This is a genomic window from Pseudomonas sp. MT3, assembly GCF_054720805.1.
The window spans coordinates 61,390-79,163 of the sequence record NZ_JBTVPY010000018.1 but is presented as its reverse complement, the minus strand read 5'-3'; the positions used below and the strand labels follow the sequence as shown (position 1 = coordinate 79,163).

Below are 17,774 nucleotides of genomic sequence, written 5' to 3'. Positions count from 1 at the left end.
GCAAGGAGAACCCCAATGCGCCTTCGCGCCTTACTCCCATTCCTGCTCCTGGCCGGCCTCGCCCAGGGCTGCACGCCCACCGTGCAACTGGCCGCCCCGAAGGAGCCGATCAACATCAACCTCAACGTGAAGATCGAGCACGAGATCTATATCAAGGTCGACAAGGCGCTCGACGGCATCATCAACGAGAACAGCGGCCTGTTCTGAGAAGGAGCCTTTTCATGAAATTGCACCGCAAACTGGGTACCGCGCTGGTTGCCCTCTGCCTCAGCCTGCCGGTCATGGCGATGAGCCTGGAGCAGGCCATGTCCGCCCTCGGCGGCGCCAAGTCCCAGGGACTGGTCGGCGAGCAGGCCGACGGCTACCTGGGCGTCGTCAGCAACAGCGGCCAGGCCGCCGACATCGCCGCGCAGATCAACGCCGCGCGCCGTGCCGAGTACCAGAAGGTCGCCAGCCAGAGCGGCGCCACCCTCAAGGACGTGGAAACCCTGGCCGGGAAGAAGGCCATCGAGCGCACGCCTTCGGGGCAGTACGTGCAGGTCAATGGTCAGTGGGTGCGCAAGTAGGCCTTCCAAGGGAATTTCCCTGCCCGCCGTCGCCCGTGGCGGAGGGCGGGGAGAGGGCCATCGGAGGCAGGTAAGTCGTGCCTGGTCGGGCTCTGGCGAGAGAAGTTCCGGCAGATTGATCGTCGTTCGATATTTCTTCCTGATCTGGCGAAAATTTCGCCAGATCCTCGACCATTCGGTCTCAGGTGAAAAGCGCTTTATCCTGGTGGATGTCCCTCCACAATTGCGGCTTTTGCCAGGATTTTTCGACAAATACCAATTGTTAAATAGTGAATATCACTGACGCTGTCTTCCTATACTGCGCGCATCTACGTTCAGAATAAAAAACGTCCGCGTTCTGACGCGGCGTGGGAGGCAAAGAATGCGTGTTCTGGTGCTCGGCAGCGGTGTGATCGGTACCGCCAGTGCTTACTATCTCGCCCGTGCCGGCTTCGAAGTGGTCGTCGTCGACCGCCAGCCCGGCCCGGCCCTGGAAACCAGCTTCGCCAACGCCGGCCAGGTGTCCCCTGGCTATGCCTCGCCCTGGGCCGCCCCGGGCATTCCGCTCAAGGCCATGAAGTGGCTGATGCAGACCCACGCCCCGCTGGCCATCAAGCTGACCGGCGACCCCAGCCAGTACGCCTGGATGTGGCAGATGCTGCGCAACTGCAACGCCAAGAGCTACGCGGTGAACAAGGAGCGCATGGTGCGCCTGTCCGAGTACAGCCGCGACTGCCTCGACGAACTGCGCGCCGAGACCGGTATCACCTACGAAGGCCGCTCCCTGGGCACCACCCAGCTGTTCCGCACCCAGGCCCAGCTGGATTCCGCCGCCAAGGACATCGCCGTCCTGGAAAGCACCGGCGTTCCCTATGAAGTGCTCGATCGCGCCGGCATCGCCCGCGTCGAGCCGGCCCTGGCCAAGGTGGCCGACAAGCTGGTCGGCGCCCTGCGCCTGCCCAACGACCAGACCGGCGACTGCCAGATGTTCACCACCAAGCTGGCCGAGATGGCCAAGGCCCTGGGTGTGGAGTTCCGCTTCGGCCAGGACATCCAGCGCCTGGACTTCGCCGGCGACCGCATCAACGGCGTCTGGGTCGATGGCGAACTGGTCACCGCCGACCGCTACGTGCTGGCGCTGGGCAGCTACTCGCCGCAGATGCTCAAGCCGCTGGGCATCGACGCCCCGGTCTACCCGCTCAAGGGCTACTCGTTGACCGTGCCGATCACCAACCCGGACATGGCACCGACCTCGACCATCCTTGACGAGACCTACAAGGTCGCGATCACCCGCTTCGACCAGCGCATCCGCGTGGGCGGTATGGCGGAAATCGCCGGCTTCGACCTGTCGCTGAACCCGCGCCGCCGCGCCACCCTGGAAATGATCACCACCGACCTCTACCCGGAAGGCGGCGACGTCAGCCGGGCGGAGTTCTGGACCGGCCTGCGCCCGGCGACCCCGGATGGCACCCCGATCGTCGGCGCCACCCGCTACCGCAACCTGTTCCTCAACACCGGCCACGGCACCCTGGGCTGGACGATGGCGTGCGGCTCGGGTCGCTACCTCGCCGACCTGATGGCGAAGAAGCGTCCGCAGATCAGCACCGAAGGTCTGGACATCTCCCGCTACGGTTCCGCCTCGGAGGCTCAGAATGGCCATCCAGCGCCTGCACACTAATCAGCGGATGAGCCAGGCCGTTGTCCACAACGGCACGGTGTACCTCGCCGGACAGGTGGCGGACGATCTTTCCGGTGACGTCGAGCAGCAGACCCGCGAGGTCCTGGCCAGTATCGAGCGTCTGCTCGAAGAGGCCGGCACCGATACCTCGCGGATCCTCTCGGCGACCATCTACCTGAAGAACGTCGCCGTGGATTTCGCCGGGATGAACAGCGTCTGGGACCAGTGGCTGCCGCAGGGTGCCGGCCCGGCCCGCGCCACCGTCGAGGCCCGGCTGTGCTACCCGGAGATCCGGGTCGAGATCTCGGTCATCGCCGCCCTGCCCTGATTGTTTTTGCGTGGCCCGGCCGCAGTGCCGGGTTTTTTTCGCCTTCTGTTCTTGATCCACCCCACAAGAGAGCCTCGCCATGCGTCCCGCCCGTGCCCTGATCGATCTTGCCGCCCTGCGCCACAACTACCGTCTGGCCCGTGAAGTCAGCGGCGCGCGAGCGCTGGCGGTGGTCAAGGCCGATGCCTACGGCCACGGTGCCGTGGTCTGTGCCCGCGCTCTGGAAGCCGAGGCCGACGGTTTCGCCGTAGCCTGCATCGAGGAAGCGCTGGAGTTGCGCGACGCCGGCATCCGCGCGCCGATCCTGCTGCTCGAAGGCTTCTTCGAAGCCAGCGAGCTGGAACTGATCGAAGCGCATGACCTGTGGTGCGTGGTGCACTCGGCCTGGCAACTGGAGGCCATCGAGCGCGCCCGTCCGGACAAGCCGCTGACCCTCTGGCTGAAGATGGACTCGGGCATGCACCGCGTCGGCTTCTTCCCGCAGGACTACGCTGCCGCCCTGGCGCGCCTGAAGGCGCTGCCCCATGTGGCCAAGGTGGTACTGATGAGCCACTTCGCCCGCGCCGACGAACTGGGCTGCGTGCGTACCCAGGAGCAGGTCGCGGCCTTCCAGGCAGTGCGCGAAGCCGTGGGCCAGGGCCATGAAGTCAGCCTGCGCAATTCCCCCGGCATCCTCGGCTGGTCCGAAGTGCCCAGCGACTGGGTGCGCCCCGGCATCATGCTCTACGGCGCCACCCCGTTCGAACAGGCGCACCCGCTGGCCGACCAGCTGCGCCCGGTGATGACCCTGGAATCCAAGATCATCAGCCTCCGCGAACTGCCGGCCGGCGAGCCGGTGGGCTACGGCGCGCGCTTCGTCGCCGACCGTCCGGTACGCGTCGGCGTGGTGGCGATGGGGTACGCCGACGGCTATCCGCGCCATGCGCCGGATGGCACGCCGGTGTTCATCGACGACAAGCCCAGCCGCATCATCGGCCGGGTGTCGATGGACATGCTCACCGTCGATCTGACCGACCTGCCGGCCGCCGGCCTGGGCAGTCGCGTCGAGCTCTGGGGGCCGAACGTTCCCGCCAGCCAGCTCGCTGCACTCTGCGGCAGTATTCCCTACCAGCTGTTCTGCAACCTCAAGCGCGTGCCGAGGGTCTATAGCGGCGAGTGACGGGGACCGTCCGTAAAGTTTGCGCAGGATCGACAGTCGATCTGTTGTAAATACTGAACGGTGTTGCCATGATACGTGGCACTTGGAACCCGCTCGGCTCAAGCCGTTTGCGGGTTCTGCCTTTCAGAGCCTGCCTGAACACAAGAATAAGGAGGACCCCACCCTTGGACGTCGGTGCTCGTCTGCAAGCCATCCGTAAGCTCAAAGGTTTGTCCCAGCGCGAACTCGCCAAACGGGCGGGTGTGACCAACAGCACGATCTCGATGATCGAGAAGAACAGCGTCAGCCCCTCCATCAGCTCGCTGAAGAAAGTGCTGGGTGGTATTCCGATGTCCCTGGTCGAGTTCTTCTCCCTGGATCTGGAACAGAACAGCAATACCCCGGTGGTCTACAAGGCAGACGAACTCAGCGACCTGTCCAGCGGCTCGATCATCATGAAGCTGGTCGGCAAGGACTATCCCAGTCGCGCCATCACCCTCCTCGACGAGACTTATCCGCCGGGCTCCGACACTGGCGACGACATGTACGCCCACGAAGGCGAAGAGACTGGCGTACTGGTCGAAGGCCGCCTGGAGCTGACTGTCGGCGATGAGATCTTCGTGCTCGAACGCGGCGACAGCTACTATTTCGATAGCACCAAGCCCCACCGTTTCCGCAATCCATTCGATGCCCCGGCGCGGCTGATCAGCGCCACCACACCGGCAAATTTTTGAACAGCCGGTAGGACCGGCCAGACCAGCTGCGACCTAATGCCGCAAGGCCCGACAAGGTAGTGCAATTGTTTCGAGCTTGCCGGCTTTGCCGTTATACTTGCGCCCGCCCGCGCGGCCCGAGACTGTGATGACTGCTACCGCGCCTGGGTGTGATAAGCCACGATGAGGGTGAAAGGGTGAACCTGATTAAAAAAATGCTGGCAGCCCAAGCTGCCGTGCTGGCCCTGTGGGCTGTAAGCGCTCAGGCCGCGACCAACGATGACGCCATTGCCAAGCGTCTCGAACCAGTGGGGAAAGTCTGCGTACAGGGTCAGGAATGCGAAGGCGTTGGCGCCGTCGCATCGGCCGGTGGCGGCGGTGCTCCGCGTTCGGGTGAAGAGATCGTCGGCAAGGTCTGCACCAACTGCCACGGCACCGGCTTGCTGGGCGCGCCGAAAGTGGGCGACAAGGCTGAATGGGACAAGCGTGCGAAGGAGCAGGGTGGTATCGATGGCCTGCTGGCCAAGGCCATCTCCGGCTTCAACGCCATGCCGCCGAAAGGCACCTGTGCCGACTGCTCGGATGACGAGCTGAAAGCCGCGATTCATAACATGTCTGGCCTGTAAGCGCCGGCCTGTGCCGAAAGAGCCGCCTCCGGGCGGCTTTTTCATGCCTGCGATCTGTGCAGCACTGCGCGGCGAAACCGCTCCAGCGCCTGCTGCTGGCGGGGCTGACGGTCAGTACGGAACGAGCGAGCTTGCGCGCGAACCGCACGGCCGTCTGCCGGCGGATCGCGGACAAGATCCGCCGGGACACGGGCATGAAAAAAGGCGGGCCCTTGCGGTACCCGCCTTCTATACGCGTGGGGCGATCAGTCTTCGAGGAACTCGACCTGACCATTGACCAGGGACTTCACCCGGGCCAGGGATTCTACGCGGTAGCCTTCGCTTTCCAGCAGGGCGCGGCCTTCCTGGAAGGACTTCTCGATGACTATCCCTAAGCCGGCGATACTGGCGCCCGCCTGCTGGATCAGATCGATCAGCGCCTTGGCGGCGTGGCCGTTGGCGAGGAAGTCGTCCACCACCAGCACGTGGTCGGCGCTGGTCAGGTGCTTGGCGGAGATGGCGATGGTGCTTTCGGTCTGCTTGGTGAAGGAGAAGACCTTGGAGATCAGCAGATCGTTCTTCAGCGTCAGCGACTGGAACTTGCGGGCGAAGATCACTGGGATGCCCAGTTCGAGGCCGGCCATGACCGCCGGGGCGATACCCGAGGCCTCGATGGTGACGATCTTGGTGATGCCCTGGTTCTTGAAGCGTTCGGCGAACTCGTGGCCGATCTGCTTCATCAGCGCCGGGTCGATCTGGTGGTTGAGGAAGGCGTCTACCTTGAGGACCTGTTCGGAAAGAACGATGCCTTCGCTGCGAATTTTGTCTTTGAGAGTGTTCACGGGGGTGCTTCCGGAGCGGCTGTCGCTGATGAAGCGCGTAATTCTACAATGCCGGCGGGGTTCTGCGCGACGTTCCGACCAGTGCAATTGCTGATCTAATGGACAGTTTTTCGATGGGCGGCCGCGCGTGATCCCGGTGCGCTGCCTTTCTGTAAGGGCGCGCTTGCCCGCGAACCCGGTCGGCGTCGGAGCTGCCGGAAAATCCTGTTCGCGAGCAAGCTCGCTCCTACAGGTAATTAGATCAGCGCTTGAGCATCGCCCGGATATCCGCCAGCGCGGAGTTGCCCTTGGCCACCTTGACCTCCGGCGGCGCGTCTTCCTGGCCTTCCCAGACCAGGTCCTCGGGCGGCAGCTCGTCGAGGAAGCGGCTGGGCGAGCAGTCGATGATCTCGCCGTACTGCTTGCGCTTGGCGGCGAAGGTCATGGCCAGGTTCTTTTTCGCCCGGGTAATGCCCACGTAGGCCAGGCGCCGCTCTTCCTCGATGGTGTCGGCTTCGATGCTGGAGCGGTGCGGGAGGATTTCCTCTTCCACGCCGAGAATGAACACGTAGGGGAATTCCAGACCCTTGGACGCGTGCAGGGTCATCATCTGCACGCCGTCGGCGCCTTCTTCCTCTTCCTGCTGGCGCTCCAGCATGTCGCGCAATACCAGCTTGGCGATGGCCTGTTCGATGGTCATGTCGCCTTCTTCGTCGCGCTCCAGGGTGTTCTTCAGCGCGTCGATGAGGAACCACACGTTGCCCATGCGGAAATCGGCGACCTTGTCGCTGGAGGCGTTCTGCCGCAGCCAGTTCTCGTAGTCGATGTCCATCACCATGCTGCGCAGCGCGCCGATCGGATCATTGCCGGCGCACTGCTCGCGGACCTTGTCGATGAAGCGCTTGAAGCGCTGCAGGCGCTCGACGTAGCGGGCATCCAGATGCTCGGCCAGGCCCATTTCCTCGATGGCGTTGAACATCGAGGAACCGCGCTCGGTGGCGTAGTTGCCGAGCTTTTCCAGGGTGGCGGAGCCGATTTCCCGACGCGGCACGTTGATCACCCGGAGGAAGGCGTTGTCATCGTCCGGGTTCACCAGCAGGCGGAAATAGGACATCAGGTCCTTCACTTCCTGGCGTCCGAAGAAGCTGGTGCCGCCTGACAGGTGATAGGGAATCTGGTGGTGCTGAAGTTTCAGTTCGATCAGTTTCGCCTGGTAGTTGCCCCGGTAGAGGATGGCGAATTCGCTATAGGGTCGCTGCGTCTTCAGGTGGATGGTGAGGATCTCCATCGCCACCCGCTCGGCCTCGGACTCCTCGTTGCGGCAGCGGATCACCCGGATCGGGTCGCCTTCGCCCATCTCGCTCCACAGTTGCTTCTCGAACACGTGGGGATTGTTGGCGATGAGGATGTTGGCGCATTTGAGGATGCGGCTGGTGGAGCGGTAGTTCTGCTCCAGCATCACCACCTTCAGCGACGGGAAGTCTTCCTTCAACTGCATCAGGTTTTCCGGGCGCGCGCCGCGCCAGGCGTAGATCGACTGGTCGTCGTCGCCCACCACGGTGAAGTGCGCGCGCTGCTGCACCAGCATCTTCACCAGCAGGTACTGGCTGGCGTTGGTGTCCTGGTATTCGTCCACCAGCATGTAGCGCACGCGGTTGCGCCACTTGTCGAGGATCTCCGGGTGCTCCTGGAACAGCTTCACCGGCTGCAGGATGAGATCGTCGAAGTCCACCGCGTTGTACGCCTTGAGCGTGCGCTGGTAGTGCAGGTAGACCATTGCAGCGGTCTGTTCCTTGGGATTGCGTGCCTTTTCCAGGGCTTCTTCCGGAAGGATCAGGTCGTTTTTCCAACTGCCGATCAGGCCCTTGATCTCGTCCAGACCGTCATCGCCGGAATACTCCTTCTGCATGATGTCGGTCATCAGCGCCTTCACATCGCTCTCGTCGAAGATCGAGAAGCCGGGCTTGTAGCCCAGGGCCGCGTGTTCCTTGCGGATGATGTTCAGGCCCAGGTTGTGGAAGGTCGAGACGGTCAGGCCCTTGCCCTCGCCGGGACGCAACAGGGTGCTGACGCGCTCCTTCATCTCGCGGGCGGCCTTGTTGGTGAAGGTCACCGCGACGATGTACTGGGCGCGGATGCCGCACTGCTGCACCAGGTAGGCGATCTTGCGGGTGATCACGCTGGTCTTGCCGGAGCCGGCGCCGGCCAGCACCAGGAGCGGGCCGCCGACGTAGTTCACGGCCTCTTGCTGCCGGGGATTGAGTCGGGACATGAAAGGCGGGGGTCTGTAGTGGAGCGGGCGCGTATTCTAGCAGGCCATGCCGGGCGCCGGGGTGCCGCTCGGAATAGCGGCGATCTGTGACGGGATCGTGCTTCCTGGTTTTGGATAAATCCGTACTTGTATTAGGCTTGTGAAGGCAATAGTTGAAGAAAACTCTTAAGAGTTTCTCGGAAGCCGCGTCCGTATCGGGGGAGCCGGATACGACGGAGGCTTCAAAACCGGGAGGGCAGGCACAGGGACGGCGCCATGTTTCTTCCCATCGCATGGACATGGGGGTCGCTTGGTAGCGTCGGTCGAACCAGCGCGCCTGCTCCTGTTGGCGGAAACGCCGCAGTGGGCCCAGCTACTTCGCGGGCACCTGGCCGCGTTGGGACAGGGCTATTCGCTGATCACCGCGCCCTCCTGGGAGGCCGCCAGCAGCCTGTTCGATGAGGAACAGGTCGGCCTGGTCCTGGCCACGCCTGGCAAGCTGCCGTGTCCACACCAGTGTCACCTGCCGATGGTCCTGCTGCTCGAACGCGAGCCCTCGGAGGATCCGGTGGGCGTCGCCGACTGGCTGGCTGCCGAAAGTCTCAATGCCGAAGTACTGCGCCGTTGCCTGCGCTACGTGCGCGAGCGCACCTCGCTGCAACACACCCTGCAGAGCCTGGCCGAACAGGACCCACTGACCGGCATCGCCAACCGCCAGGGCTTCCAGACCCTGCTCGCCGCCCGCCTCAGCGAGTGCGGCGGCCGTGGCCTGGCGCTGGGGCATCTGGACCTGGACAACTTCCGCCACGTCAACGATGCCCTCGGCCACCAGGCCGGCGACCGGCTGATCCTGCAGGTGGTCGGCCGTCTCAAGGCGCAGTTGGACAACGGTGACCAGATTGCCCGCCTGGGCAGCGACGAGTTCGCCCTGCTGCTGGATACCCGCCGTGACCCGGAACGGGTGGAGAAGATCGCCGAACACATCATCGAGGTCCTGGGCGAGCCCTACTGGGTCGAGGGCGAAAGCCTGCTGCTGGGTTGCAGCCTGGGCATGGCCAACGCCCGCGCCGGCGACAGCGCCGACCCGTTGATGTGGCACGCGCACATCGCCATGCAGCAGGCCAAGTCTCGCCAGGGCTGTACCTTCCATGTGTTCGATGACCGCATCAACCGCGGCGCGCGCAGCCTTGCGGACCTGGAGAGCGAACTGCGCCGAGCCCTGCGGCGCGACGAGCTGGAGCTGCACTACCAGCCGCGCCTGGACCTGCACGATGGCCGCATCGTCGGCCTGGAGGCGCTGGTGCGCTGGCGCCACCCCGACCGTGGCCTGCTTACGCCGGGGGACTTCGTACCGCTGGCGGAGGAGAGCGGGCTGATCGTGCCGCTCGGCTACTGGGTGATCTCCCGCGCCCTGCGCGACATGCAGTGGCTGCGCGGGCGCGGCCTGCCGCCGCTGCACATGGCGATCAACCTGTCGTTCCGCCAGTTCCAGGACAGCCAGTTGCTGCCGACCTTGGAGCGCCTGATCCGCGAGCGCGGCGTCGACGCCCGGTGGCTGGAGTTCGAGCTCACCGAAACCGCCGTGATGCGCCGCAGCGACCAGGTGCTGCAGACCATGCAGGTTCTCGGCCGGCTGGGTGTGCGCTTCTCGCTGGATGACTTTGGCACCGGTTTCTCGTCCTTCGTGCACCTCAACAGCCTGCCGATCACTCTGCTGAAGATCGACAAGAGCTTCGTCGGCGGCATGCACGAGCGCCCCGAGAACTTGCAACTGGTGCGGGCGATGATCAACCTGGCGCACAACCTGAACCTCGAGGTGGTGGCCGAGGGGGTCGAGACCATCGAGCAGCAGAACCAACTGAACCAGTTCGGTTGCGACCAGGCCCAGGGCTACTGGATCAGCCGCCCGCTGCCCCTGGCGGAGTTGACGCGTTTCCTGGTGTTCGGCGCCAATCGCGCCTTGCGCCTGCAGGATCCGATCAGTAGCTAGTGGCCTGTGTGGCTAATTCGACTAATCAATTTCGGCGCCAGGCTTCGCCATACTGCGTTGCCGCTCCTCACCGTAGCCCTGCTACGACTCGTCGCGGCGCCTTGTCTGGCAAACCCTGGCACTCGAACTTCAATTGCCGAATTAACCGTACAGGTCACTAGCAGGTGCCGAGGGCGTTGCCCGCCGCCTGCGGCCGCAGCAGCCGGGCGGTCTTGGCTTCGAACGCCAGGCACAGGCCGATCGCCGCGCACGCCAGCCCCGATGCCAGTCCCCACCACACGCCGCCAGGTCCCCAGCCAAGCGGGAAGGCGAGCAGCAGCGCCATCGGCACACCCACCAGCCAGTAGCCGGCCAGCCCGACCAGGAAGGTGGTGCGCGCATCCTTCAGGCCGCGAATCGCGCCCATAGCGATGCTCTGGGTGCCGTCGAACAGCTCGAACCAGGCGGCGATGGCCAGCAGGCTGACGGCCAGTTTCACCACCTCCTGGTTGGCTGGGTCGTCATGGTCGAGGAACAGGCCGATGACCACTTCCGGCGCCAGCCAGAACAGTGCGGCGAAGGCGAACATGCAACTGGCGCCGAAGCTGATTCCCAGCCGTCCGGCCCGGCGCGCCTCGACCAGTCGACCGGCGCCGTAGTGCTGGCCGATGCGGAAGGTCACCGCGTAGGAAATCCCCACCGGCACCATGAAGGCCACGTACACCGACTGGATGGCGATCTGGTGCGCGGCCAGCGCGGTGCTGCCGATGGCGCCCATGCACAGCGTGGCGACGGTGAACATCCCCGACTCCACCGCGTAGGTACCGCCGATGGACAGGCCCAGGCGCAGGGACTCGCCGATCACTTTGAAGTCCGGCCGCGACAGCCCGCGCAGCAGCGGATAGGCGCTGTAGGCCGGGTGCCAGCGCAGGTACAGCGCGAGGATCACCGGCAGGGCGTTCATCACCACGGCGGTGACCAGGCCGATCCCCGCCAGCCCCAGGCGCGGCAGGCCGAACAGGCCTTCGATGAAGGCGTAGTTGAGGGCGAAGTTGGCCAGCGCGCCGATCACGCTGATCGCCATGACCGGGCCGGTACGCTCGATGGCGCTGGTGAAGCCGCGCAGCACCATGAAGACCATGTAGCCGGGCAGGGCGAAGACGATGCTGCGCAGGAAGCTCAGGGTACCGGTGACGGTTTCCGGCGCCTGGCCGAACGTCAGCAGGATCGGCCCCAGGTTCCACAGCAGCAGCCCCGCCAGCAGCGACAGCGCGAGGCCGATCCACAGGCCGGCCTGGGTGGCCTGGACTACTCCAGATGTGTCCCGCGCCCCGTGACGAATGGCGACCAGGTTGCCGGTGGCGGCCACCACGCCGACGCAGAAGGTGGAGACCAGCGCATAGCTGGACGCGCCCAGGCCGCCGCTGGCCAGGGCCTCGCGGCCGAGCTTGCCCATCATCACCGTGTCGGTGAACACCATGGCCACGTAGGCCAGCTGAGCGGCGATCAGCGGGCCGGCCAGGCGGAGGATGGCGGCGAGTTCGTCACGGTACAGGCGTTTCATGAGTCAGGCTCAGTCAGCAGTAGCCCGCAGTGGGGCCGTCCGAATGGAAAGTTCCTCATTTTCCGGTGTCTGTACGGGTGGGCACAAAAGGAAAAAAACGATGCCATTCATGAGTCATACTCATGTCTGGTTGTCCCTGGAGTCCGCGATGAACCGTCAGTTGCCGCCCCTCTATGCCCTGCGCGCCTTCGAGGCCGCCGCCCGGCATGCCTCCTTCACCCGCGCCGCCGAGGAACTGGCGATCACCCAGAGCGCGGTGAGCCGGCACATCAAGACCCTGGAAGAGCACTTCGCCTGCCGCCTGTTCCAGCGGCGCGGCCGGCAACTGGAGCTGACCGAGCCGGCGCACCTGCTGCTGCCCGGCCTGCGCGACGGCTTCGATGCGTTGGAGCGCGCCTGTTCCAGCCTGCGCGCGGAGGAAGGTGTTCTGCGTCTGAAGGCGCCCTCGACTCTGACCATGCGCTGGCTGCTGGCGCGGTTGAGCAACTTCCGCATGCGCAACAGCGATGTCGAAGTGCAGTTGACCAGCGCCTGGATGGACGTGGACCGGGTGGATTTCGTTCACGAGCCCTTCGACTGCGCCGTGCTGCTCAGCGCCGGGCATTTCCCGCCGGATTGGGAGGCCACGCTGTTGTTCCCCGAGTACCTGATTCCGGTGGGCTCGCCCGCCTTGCTGGCGGACGGCCCCTGGGACGCCGAACGCCTGGCCGGCGCCGAGCTGCTGCATCCGACGCCGGACCGCCGCGATTGGCGTCGCTGGTTGCAGCGCATGGGGCTGAGCGAGCAGGTTTCGCTCAAGGGCGGCCAGGTCTTCGACACCCTGGAACTGGGCATCGTCGCCGCGACTCGCGGCTACGGCGTGTCCATCGGCGACCTGGTGATGGTCGCCGAGGATGCCAACCAGGGCCGCCTGGCGCTGCCCTGGCCCAGCGCGGTGGCCAGCGGCGAGAGCTATTACCTGGTCTGGCCACGGGCGCGCCGGCATCAGGAGCGCCTGCGTCGGCTGCGCGACTTCCTCCAGGCCGAGGTCCAGGCCATGCAGTTGCCGGCGGTCGAGCTGCTCGACTAGGGCGCCGCGAACAGACATGTCCTGGCGCGGACACGACGTTCCGTGTCGGCTTCGGTCGTCGAGTTGAAACAGGGCTTTGCTAGGGTCAGAGGTGGACTAGTCCAGGGAAGGGCCGCGAGGCGGACTTCCCCAACCTTCCAGACCACCACCGGGGGAACCCCATGAAGCCCTTCCGCTCCCTGATCGCCGGCCTGATGCTCGGCGGCCTCGCCAGCACCGCCTTCGCCGCCACCGAGCTCAAGCACTGGCCGGAAGCCGCCGCCAAGCAGCTCGACGCCCTGATCGCCGCCAACGCCAACCAGGGCGCCTTCGCGGTCTTCGACATGGACAACACCAGCTACCGGTACGATCTGGAAGAGTCGCTGCTGCCGTTCCTGGAAATGAAGGGCGTGCTGACCCGCGAGAAGCTCGACCCGTCGCTCAAGCTGATCCCGTTCAAGGACGTCAACGGCCACAAGGAAAGTCTCAACAGCTACTACTACCGCCTGTGCGAGATCGACGACCTGGTCTGCTACCCCTGGGTCGCCCAGGTGTTCTCCGGCTTCACCCTCAAGGAGCTCAAGGGCTACGTCGATGAGCTGATGGCCTACGGCAAGCCGGTCCCCAGCACCTACTACGAGGGGGACGCGGTGAAGGCCATCGAGATCAACCCGCCGAAAGTCTTCACCGGGCAGGCCGAGCTGTACAACAAGCTGATGGAGAACGGTATCGAGGTCTACGTGATGACCGCCGCCCATGAAGAACTGGTGCGCATGGTCGCCTCCGATCCGAAGTACGGCTACAACGTGAAGCCGGAGAACGTCATCGGCGTCACCACCCTGCTGAAGAACCGCAAGACCGGCGAGCTGACCACCGCACGCAAGCAGATCAGCGCCGGAAAGTACGATCCCGAAGCCAATCTGGACCTGGAGGTCACCCCCTACCTGTGGACCCCGGCGACCTGGATGGCCGGCAAGCAGGCCGCGATCCTCACCTACATCGACCCGTGGAAGCGCCCGATCCTGGTCGGCGGCGATACCCCCAGCAGCGACGGCTACATGCTGTTCAACGGCACCGCCGACAACGGCATCCATCTGTGGATCAACCGCAAGCCCAAGTACATGGACCAGCTCAACGGGATGATCAAGCAGAACGCGGCTGCCCAGGCCAAACTTGGCCTGCCGGTCACCGCCGACAAGAACTGGGTGATCGTGACGCCCGAGCAGATCCAGTAATTCTGCGATATGGCTCAAGCAGGCGCGCATTCCATGCGCGCCTACTGACAGACGTAATTGGGGACATAGTCTGACGGACGACTAATTCCACTGCAAAAGTGGGAAATTGGCTGAGGCGTTCCCATCCATGTTCCTGGGAACTTTTATATAGGTTTGACCTTGATATGCCTGGCTGCGAGAGCTGACCGGGCGTGCGGAATCAAGGAGAAACCTATGGTCAGTAAACGTGCAATCGCTGTCACATGGATGGTGTGCCTTGCCGGCTCCCAATACCTGGCTGCAGCTGAAGAGTTCAATAGTGCGGCAGTGGGGTCATACCAGGACCCAGGTTTCAATGCAGACCGAAACTATGCCAGCGATGGCCAGGTAGACAGTGTCGACCCGTTCAGCGGCGCACTCAAGATCCAGGTTCGGGATCTGGTGATTCCCGGCAACGGCGGCATGGATATCGAGATACTGCGTAACTACCAGAGTGTGACGAATAGCGTTGGTCCATACAGCAACGGGTATGCGGCTCGTACACCTTTTGGTACCGGATGGGATTTGCATTTCGGCCGGATCTGGGTTTCGCAGAAATACAACTATCTCAACCAGGCAGATACCAACCACGGCTGTCAGATATCTGAAATCTCCTCCAGTCTTAATCCGATTCTCGAATTGCCGGATGGCTCGCGGCAAGTACTGGCCAACGGTGACGGTAACGATTATGCGTTCATTACCAAGTCGCGCTGGATCGGTCGCTGTTTGCCGACTAGTCAGAACAAGGGCGATGGCGGTCTGTTGGTGTTTTCACCTGACGGGCGAAAATATATCTTCAACCTGAAAGGAACGGTCTCTCCCGATCAGCAACTGCGCAGCTACTTCGTCACCCGTATCGAGGATGCGGATGGCAATGCCCTGGACTTCAGCTACAACATCACCTCCTCAAACCAACTGGCGCCGCATCATCTACTCAAACGAATCAGCGCTTCGGATGGCCGTACGGTCAGCTTTTCGTATTCCGATGAAAGTGGGACGCGCGCGACCCTGAGCAGGATTTCCGCCAATGGTCGCTACATAGATTTCGATTATGTCGATGCGAACTGGGGCCAGGGGGCAAAGCCACACTACTTGTCGGCTGTCAAATACCCGGATGGTACGCGCTGGACCTACAGTTACAACAACTCGAACTCGATTGTGGGAACTGTCCCGGGGCGTTTTTCCATGACTGCCATGACCAGTCCCGCCGGATTGAAGACGAGCTATGACTATGACGTCCTGCAGTTGGGTGTGGATGTGGCGGAAAAGCTCAACGTCATCAAGCGCCGGACACTGTCGGGTGTAACCGGTGTACAGCCTGGCAACCTGGTATGGGAGTACACGTACACCAAGGGTTATTCACCCGGAAATGATCAGACAGTAGAACGCGGACCACTGCAATGCATCACTTACGAACACGTTGGTACCAATACCATAGCCAATGGTGCATCCGGGGTGGACCAAGGGCTCTGGAAGGTGGGTAATCTGGTTCGCAAGAGTGTTGCAGCGCGAGGATGTGGCGCTGCCCTGCGAACAGAGACTTACACCTGGGATCGCCAGGATATCTCCGGGCAGAAGGAAATGCGGCGCTACAACCTGCTGGTCGAGAACAGCACGCGGGCGCCAATCCTCAAGCAACGTGTGATTACTCAGGATGGCAGCACCTATATCACGGGTTACACCTACGACCGTTACGGACAGCCGTTGACGGTCTCGGAGCAGGGCCAGGGTAGTCGCACTACCAGCTATACCTACACTCGGCCGGGCGGGCTATGGATGCTCGGCAAGGTGGCAAACAAGACCGTATCCGGTATTCCGGGCTCGATCAGCAACAGCTATACGAACTCCGGTCGTCTATCTCATACCTCCCGGTATGGTGTCGCCACTCGATATACCTATACCCCCAAAGGCGATCTGGCCAGCGAGACCGACGCCAATGGTCGAGTCGCCCAGCATTCCGATTACTACAGGGGCATTGCGAAGCGGACGGTACAGCCTGATGGCGGCATCATTGGGCGTGCGGTCAATGCAACGGGTACCCTGGCTTCGCTGACCGATCCCCTGGGGCGAGTCACCAGCTATGCCTACGATGCGATGAACCGCGTCACCATGATCCAGCTCCCCAAGAGCAGCGTTACTCGTTACGACATCGGCTACAACTTTACCTCCACTGGCGTCACGGAGACGGCGACGCGAGTGGGTTACACCCGGGTCCGTCAGTACAACTCCCTGGGGCATCTGATCAGCCAGAAGGAGCAGGGTGGTCCGTCTCCCATCGTGAGCAATGCGACCTACCAGGCGGATGGGCAGAAAGTTTTCCTTTCCCTGCCTGGATACGGCGCTGCCAGCAGCAATGGTGAGCGTTTCGAATACGACGGCCTGGGACGTCGCAAGCTCACCCGGCATGCGGATGGGACGAGTGTCTCGGTTTCCTACGGGAGCAACTCAGAAACCTCTGTTGATGAACGAGGCAATCAGACCCGCCGAACCTATGCTTCCTATGGTGACCCAGTGGAGCGTGGACTCATTCGGATCGAGCAACCGGCGAGTGTCACCACGATCATCACCCGCGACCATCTGGGGCGCGTCACTGCCCTTGAGCAAGGCGGTCTGAAGCGTACCTATACCTATGACTCGCGAGGCTTCCTGGCGAGTGAATTCAATCCGGAAACGCAAACCACAACCTATGGCTACGATGCGGTAGGCAACCGCACGAGCCAGAAGGTGGGCGCCGCGGATGCGGACTACTTCGCCTATGACGCGATGAACCGCCTAACCGCCAGAAACCTCGCGGGAGGCCAGATCTTCGCATTCTCGTACGATCTCGGCGGCCGGTTGCTGAGGCAAACCTCTTATCAGGGGACCGTGTGGGACTTCACCTATAACGCCCATGACCAGATCATCCAGGAAACCCTGACGCTATCCACTCCCCGCCGCAGTTTCAGCATCGGTTATGGCTACAACTCCCTGGACCAGTTGCACACCATCACCTATCCCAGCGGGCTGCAGGTGTTCTACAACCCCGACATCTATGGTCGACCCACCCAGGCCGGTAGTTTTGCCAGCACCGTAGCGTACTACCCAAACGGTGCACTGAAGTCCCTGACCTTTGCCAGTGGGCGGACATTGACGGTCGGGCAGGATCCACAGCGACTGCATCCAACCGATCGGCGAGTCGGTGGCCTCACGCAGCTTCCCGTCCCCATGGCGCAGCGCTACCTCCATGACGGCGCTGGAAACCTGACGCAGCAGGTGGACGAAGTGGATGGCCGCTACAACCAGGTAATGAGCTATGACGGGCTCGATCGTTTGACCGGCTCCAGTGGCATCTGGGGTAACGCTATTTTCGCCTATAACAACCGCAATGACTTGACCGCCCAGAATATCGGCGGGCGGCAGTTGAACTACGGCTATGACAGCCAGGGGCGCCTGGCATCCATAGGCGGTACGCTCAATTTCGCGCTGACCTACAACAACCGTGGCAACACCACCCAGGGGCGCTCGCGCTACACCTATAACAGTGCCAACCAGATGATGCAGTTCTGCATCGATCCGAAATGGGACTGCCCGTCTCCCACCGAGAGCTACATCTACGACCCTCGCGGTTACCGCAGCGTCACTACCTTCGCCACTGGTATCCAGGAATTGGCTCTGTATGGCCAGGACGGTCGCCTGCTGCGCGAGGACTTCCCCGCCGATGGCGGGTTCGTCGAGCACATCTACCTGGCTGGCGAGCGAGTCGCCTCGCGAATGCAGTGTGAGTTCGTTGATAGCAATGGCAATGGCGTTTCCAACTGCCAGGAGCGCCGATATCCAGTTGCTGGACGCTCTGGGACCGTTTTTTGAATAGGGAGAACAACC

General features: G+C 63.1%; 14 protein-coding genes. 11 read left to right on the top strand and 3 right to left on the bottom strand.

Going from position 1 to position 17,774, the window contains the following annotated elements:
• The first annotated feature begins 15 nt into the window (after positions 1-15).
• The 7 genes from ACYCAX_RS18725 (at position 16) to ACYCAX_RS18695 (ending at position 5,028) form a co-directional block, all read left to right on the top strand.
• Positions 16-207, top strand: a complete 192-nt coding sequence (locus tag ACYCAX_RS18725; protein WP_015479537.1) for a YnbE family lipoprotein — start codon at positions 16-18, stop codon at positions 205-207.
• A gap of 14 nt (positions 208-221) precedes the next feature.
• Positions 222-566, top strand: coding sequence for a YdbL family probable chaperone protein (locus ACYCAX_RS18720; protein ID WP_015479536.1), 345 nt, complete (start codon positions 222-224; stop codon positions 564-566).
• Between the two features lie 361 nt (positions 567-927).
• Positions 928-2,223, top strand: coding sequence for a D-amino acid dehydrogenase (gene dadA, locus ACYCAX_RS18715; RefSeq protein WP_015479535.1), 1,296 nt, complete (start codon positions 928-930; stop codon positions 2,221-2,223).
• The gene (locus tag ACYCAX_RS18710) at positions 2,198-2,551 is read left to right on the top strand and encodes a RidA family protein (protein WP_294973621.1); all 354 of its coding nucleotides are present in this window, start codon (positions 2,198-2,200) and stop codon (positions 2,549-2,551) included. Before dadA ends, ACYCAX_RS18710 begins: the two co-directional genes overlap by 26 nt.
• Positions 2,552-2,630: 79 nt before the next feature.
• Positions 2,631-3,710 carry an alanine racemase gene (alr, locus tag ACYCAX_RS18705; protein WP_294973623.1) on the top strand — a complete coding sequence of 360 codons (1,080 nt, stop codon included), beginning with the start codon at positions 2,631-2,633 and terminating at the stop codon, positions 3,708-3,710.
• A gap of 164 nt (positions 3,711-3,874) precedes the next feature.
• Positions 3,875-4,423, top strand: coding sequence for a cupin domain-containing protein (locus ACYCAX_RS18700; RefSeq protein WP_015479532.1), 549 nt, complete (start codon positions 3,875-3,877; stop codon positions 4,421-4,423).
• 176 nt (positions 4,424-4,599) lie between these two features.
• Complete coding sequence (locus tag ACYCAX_RS18695; protein WP_015479531.1) at positions 4,600-5,028, top strand: c-type cytochrome; 429 nt, start codon at positions 4,600-4,602, stop codon at positions 5,026-5,028.
• 245 nt (positions 5,029-5,273) lie between these two features.
• Here the strand turns inward: ACYCAX_RS18695 and ACYCAX_RS18690 are convergent, their stop codons facing one another.
• Entirely contained in the window at positions 5,274-5,849 is a 576-nt protein-coding gene (locus ACYCAX_RS18690) for a xanthine phosphoribosyltransferase (protein WP_294973626.1), read from the bottom strand.
• 241 nt (positions 5,850-6,090) lie between these two features.
• Positions 6,091-8,100: a DNA helicase Rep gene (gene rep, locus ACYCAX_RS18685; RefSeq protein WP_460248577.1), complete on the bottom strand. Its 2,010-nt coding sequence runs from the start codon at positions 8,098-8,100 to the stop codon at positions 6,091-6,093.
• A 289-nt stretch (positions 8,101-8,389) separates the two neighbouring features.
• On the opposite strand from rep, the gene ACYCAX_RS18680 reads away from it, so the two are divergent.
• Positions 8,390-10,069, top strand: coding sequence for a putative bifunctional diguanylate cyclase/phosphodiesterase (locus tag ACYCAX_RS18680; protein ID WP_460248576.1), 1,680 nt, complete (start codon positions 8,390-8,392; stop codon positions 10,067-10,069).
• Between the two features lie 157 nt (positions 10,070-10,226).
• On the opposite strand, the gene ACYCAX_RS18675 is transcribed toward ACYCAX_RS18680, so the two are convergent.
• Positions 10,227-11,612 carry a NorM family multidrug efflux MATE transporter gene (locus ACYCAX_RS18675; RefSeq protein WP_460248575.1) on the bottom strand — a complete coding sequence of 462 codons (1,386 nt, stop codon included), beginning with the start codon at positions 11,610-11,612 and terminating at the stop codon, positions 10,227-10,229.
• Between the two features lie 148 nt (positions 11,613-11,760).
• On the opposite strand from ACYCAX_RS18675, the gene ACYCAX_RS18670 reads away from it, so the two are divergent.
• The 3 genes from ACYCAX_RS18670 to ACYCAX_RS18660 all read left to right on the top strand — a co-directional run bounded on the left by ACYCAX_RS18670 (position 11,761) and on the right by ACYCAX_RS18660 (position 17,759).
• Positions 11,761-12,681 carry a LysR substrate-binding domain-containing protein gene (locus tag ACYCAX_RS18670; protein WP_460248586.1) on the top strand — a complete coding sequence of 307 codons (921 nt, stop codon included), beginning with the start codon at positions 11,761-11,763 and terminating at the stop codon, positions 12,679-12,681.
• Between the two features lie 194 nt (positions 12,682-12,875).
• Positions 12,876-13,895 (top strand): HAD family hydrolase, encoded by a 1,020-nt coding sequence (locus ACYCAX_RS18665; RefSeq protein WP_294973685.1) that lies wholly within the window; start codon positions 12,876-12,878, stop codon positions 13,893-13,895.
• A 213-nt stretch (positions 13,896-14,108) separates the two neighbouring features.
• Positions 14,109-17,759: an RHS repeat protein gene (locus tag ACYCAX_RS18660; protein WP_460248574.1), complete on the top strand. Its 3,651-nt coding sequence runs from the start codon at positions 14,109-14,111 to the stop codon at positions 17,757-17,759.
• Positions 17,760-17,774 lie beyond the last annotated feature (15 nt).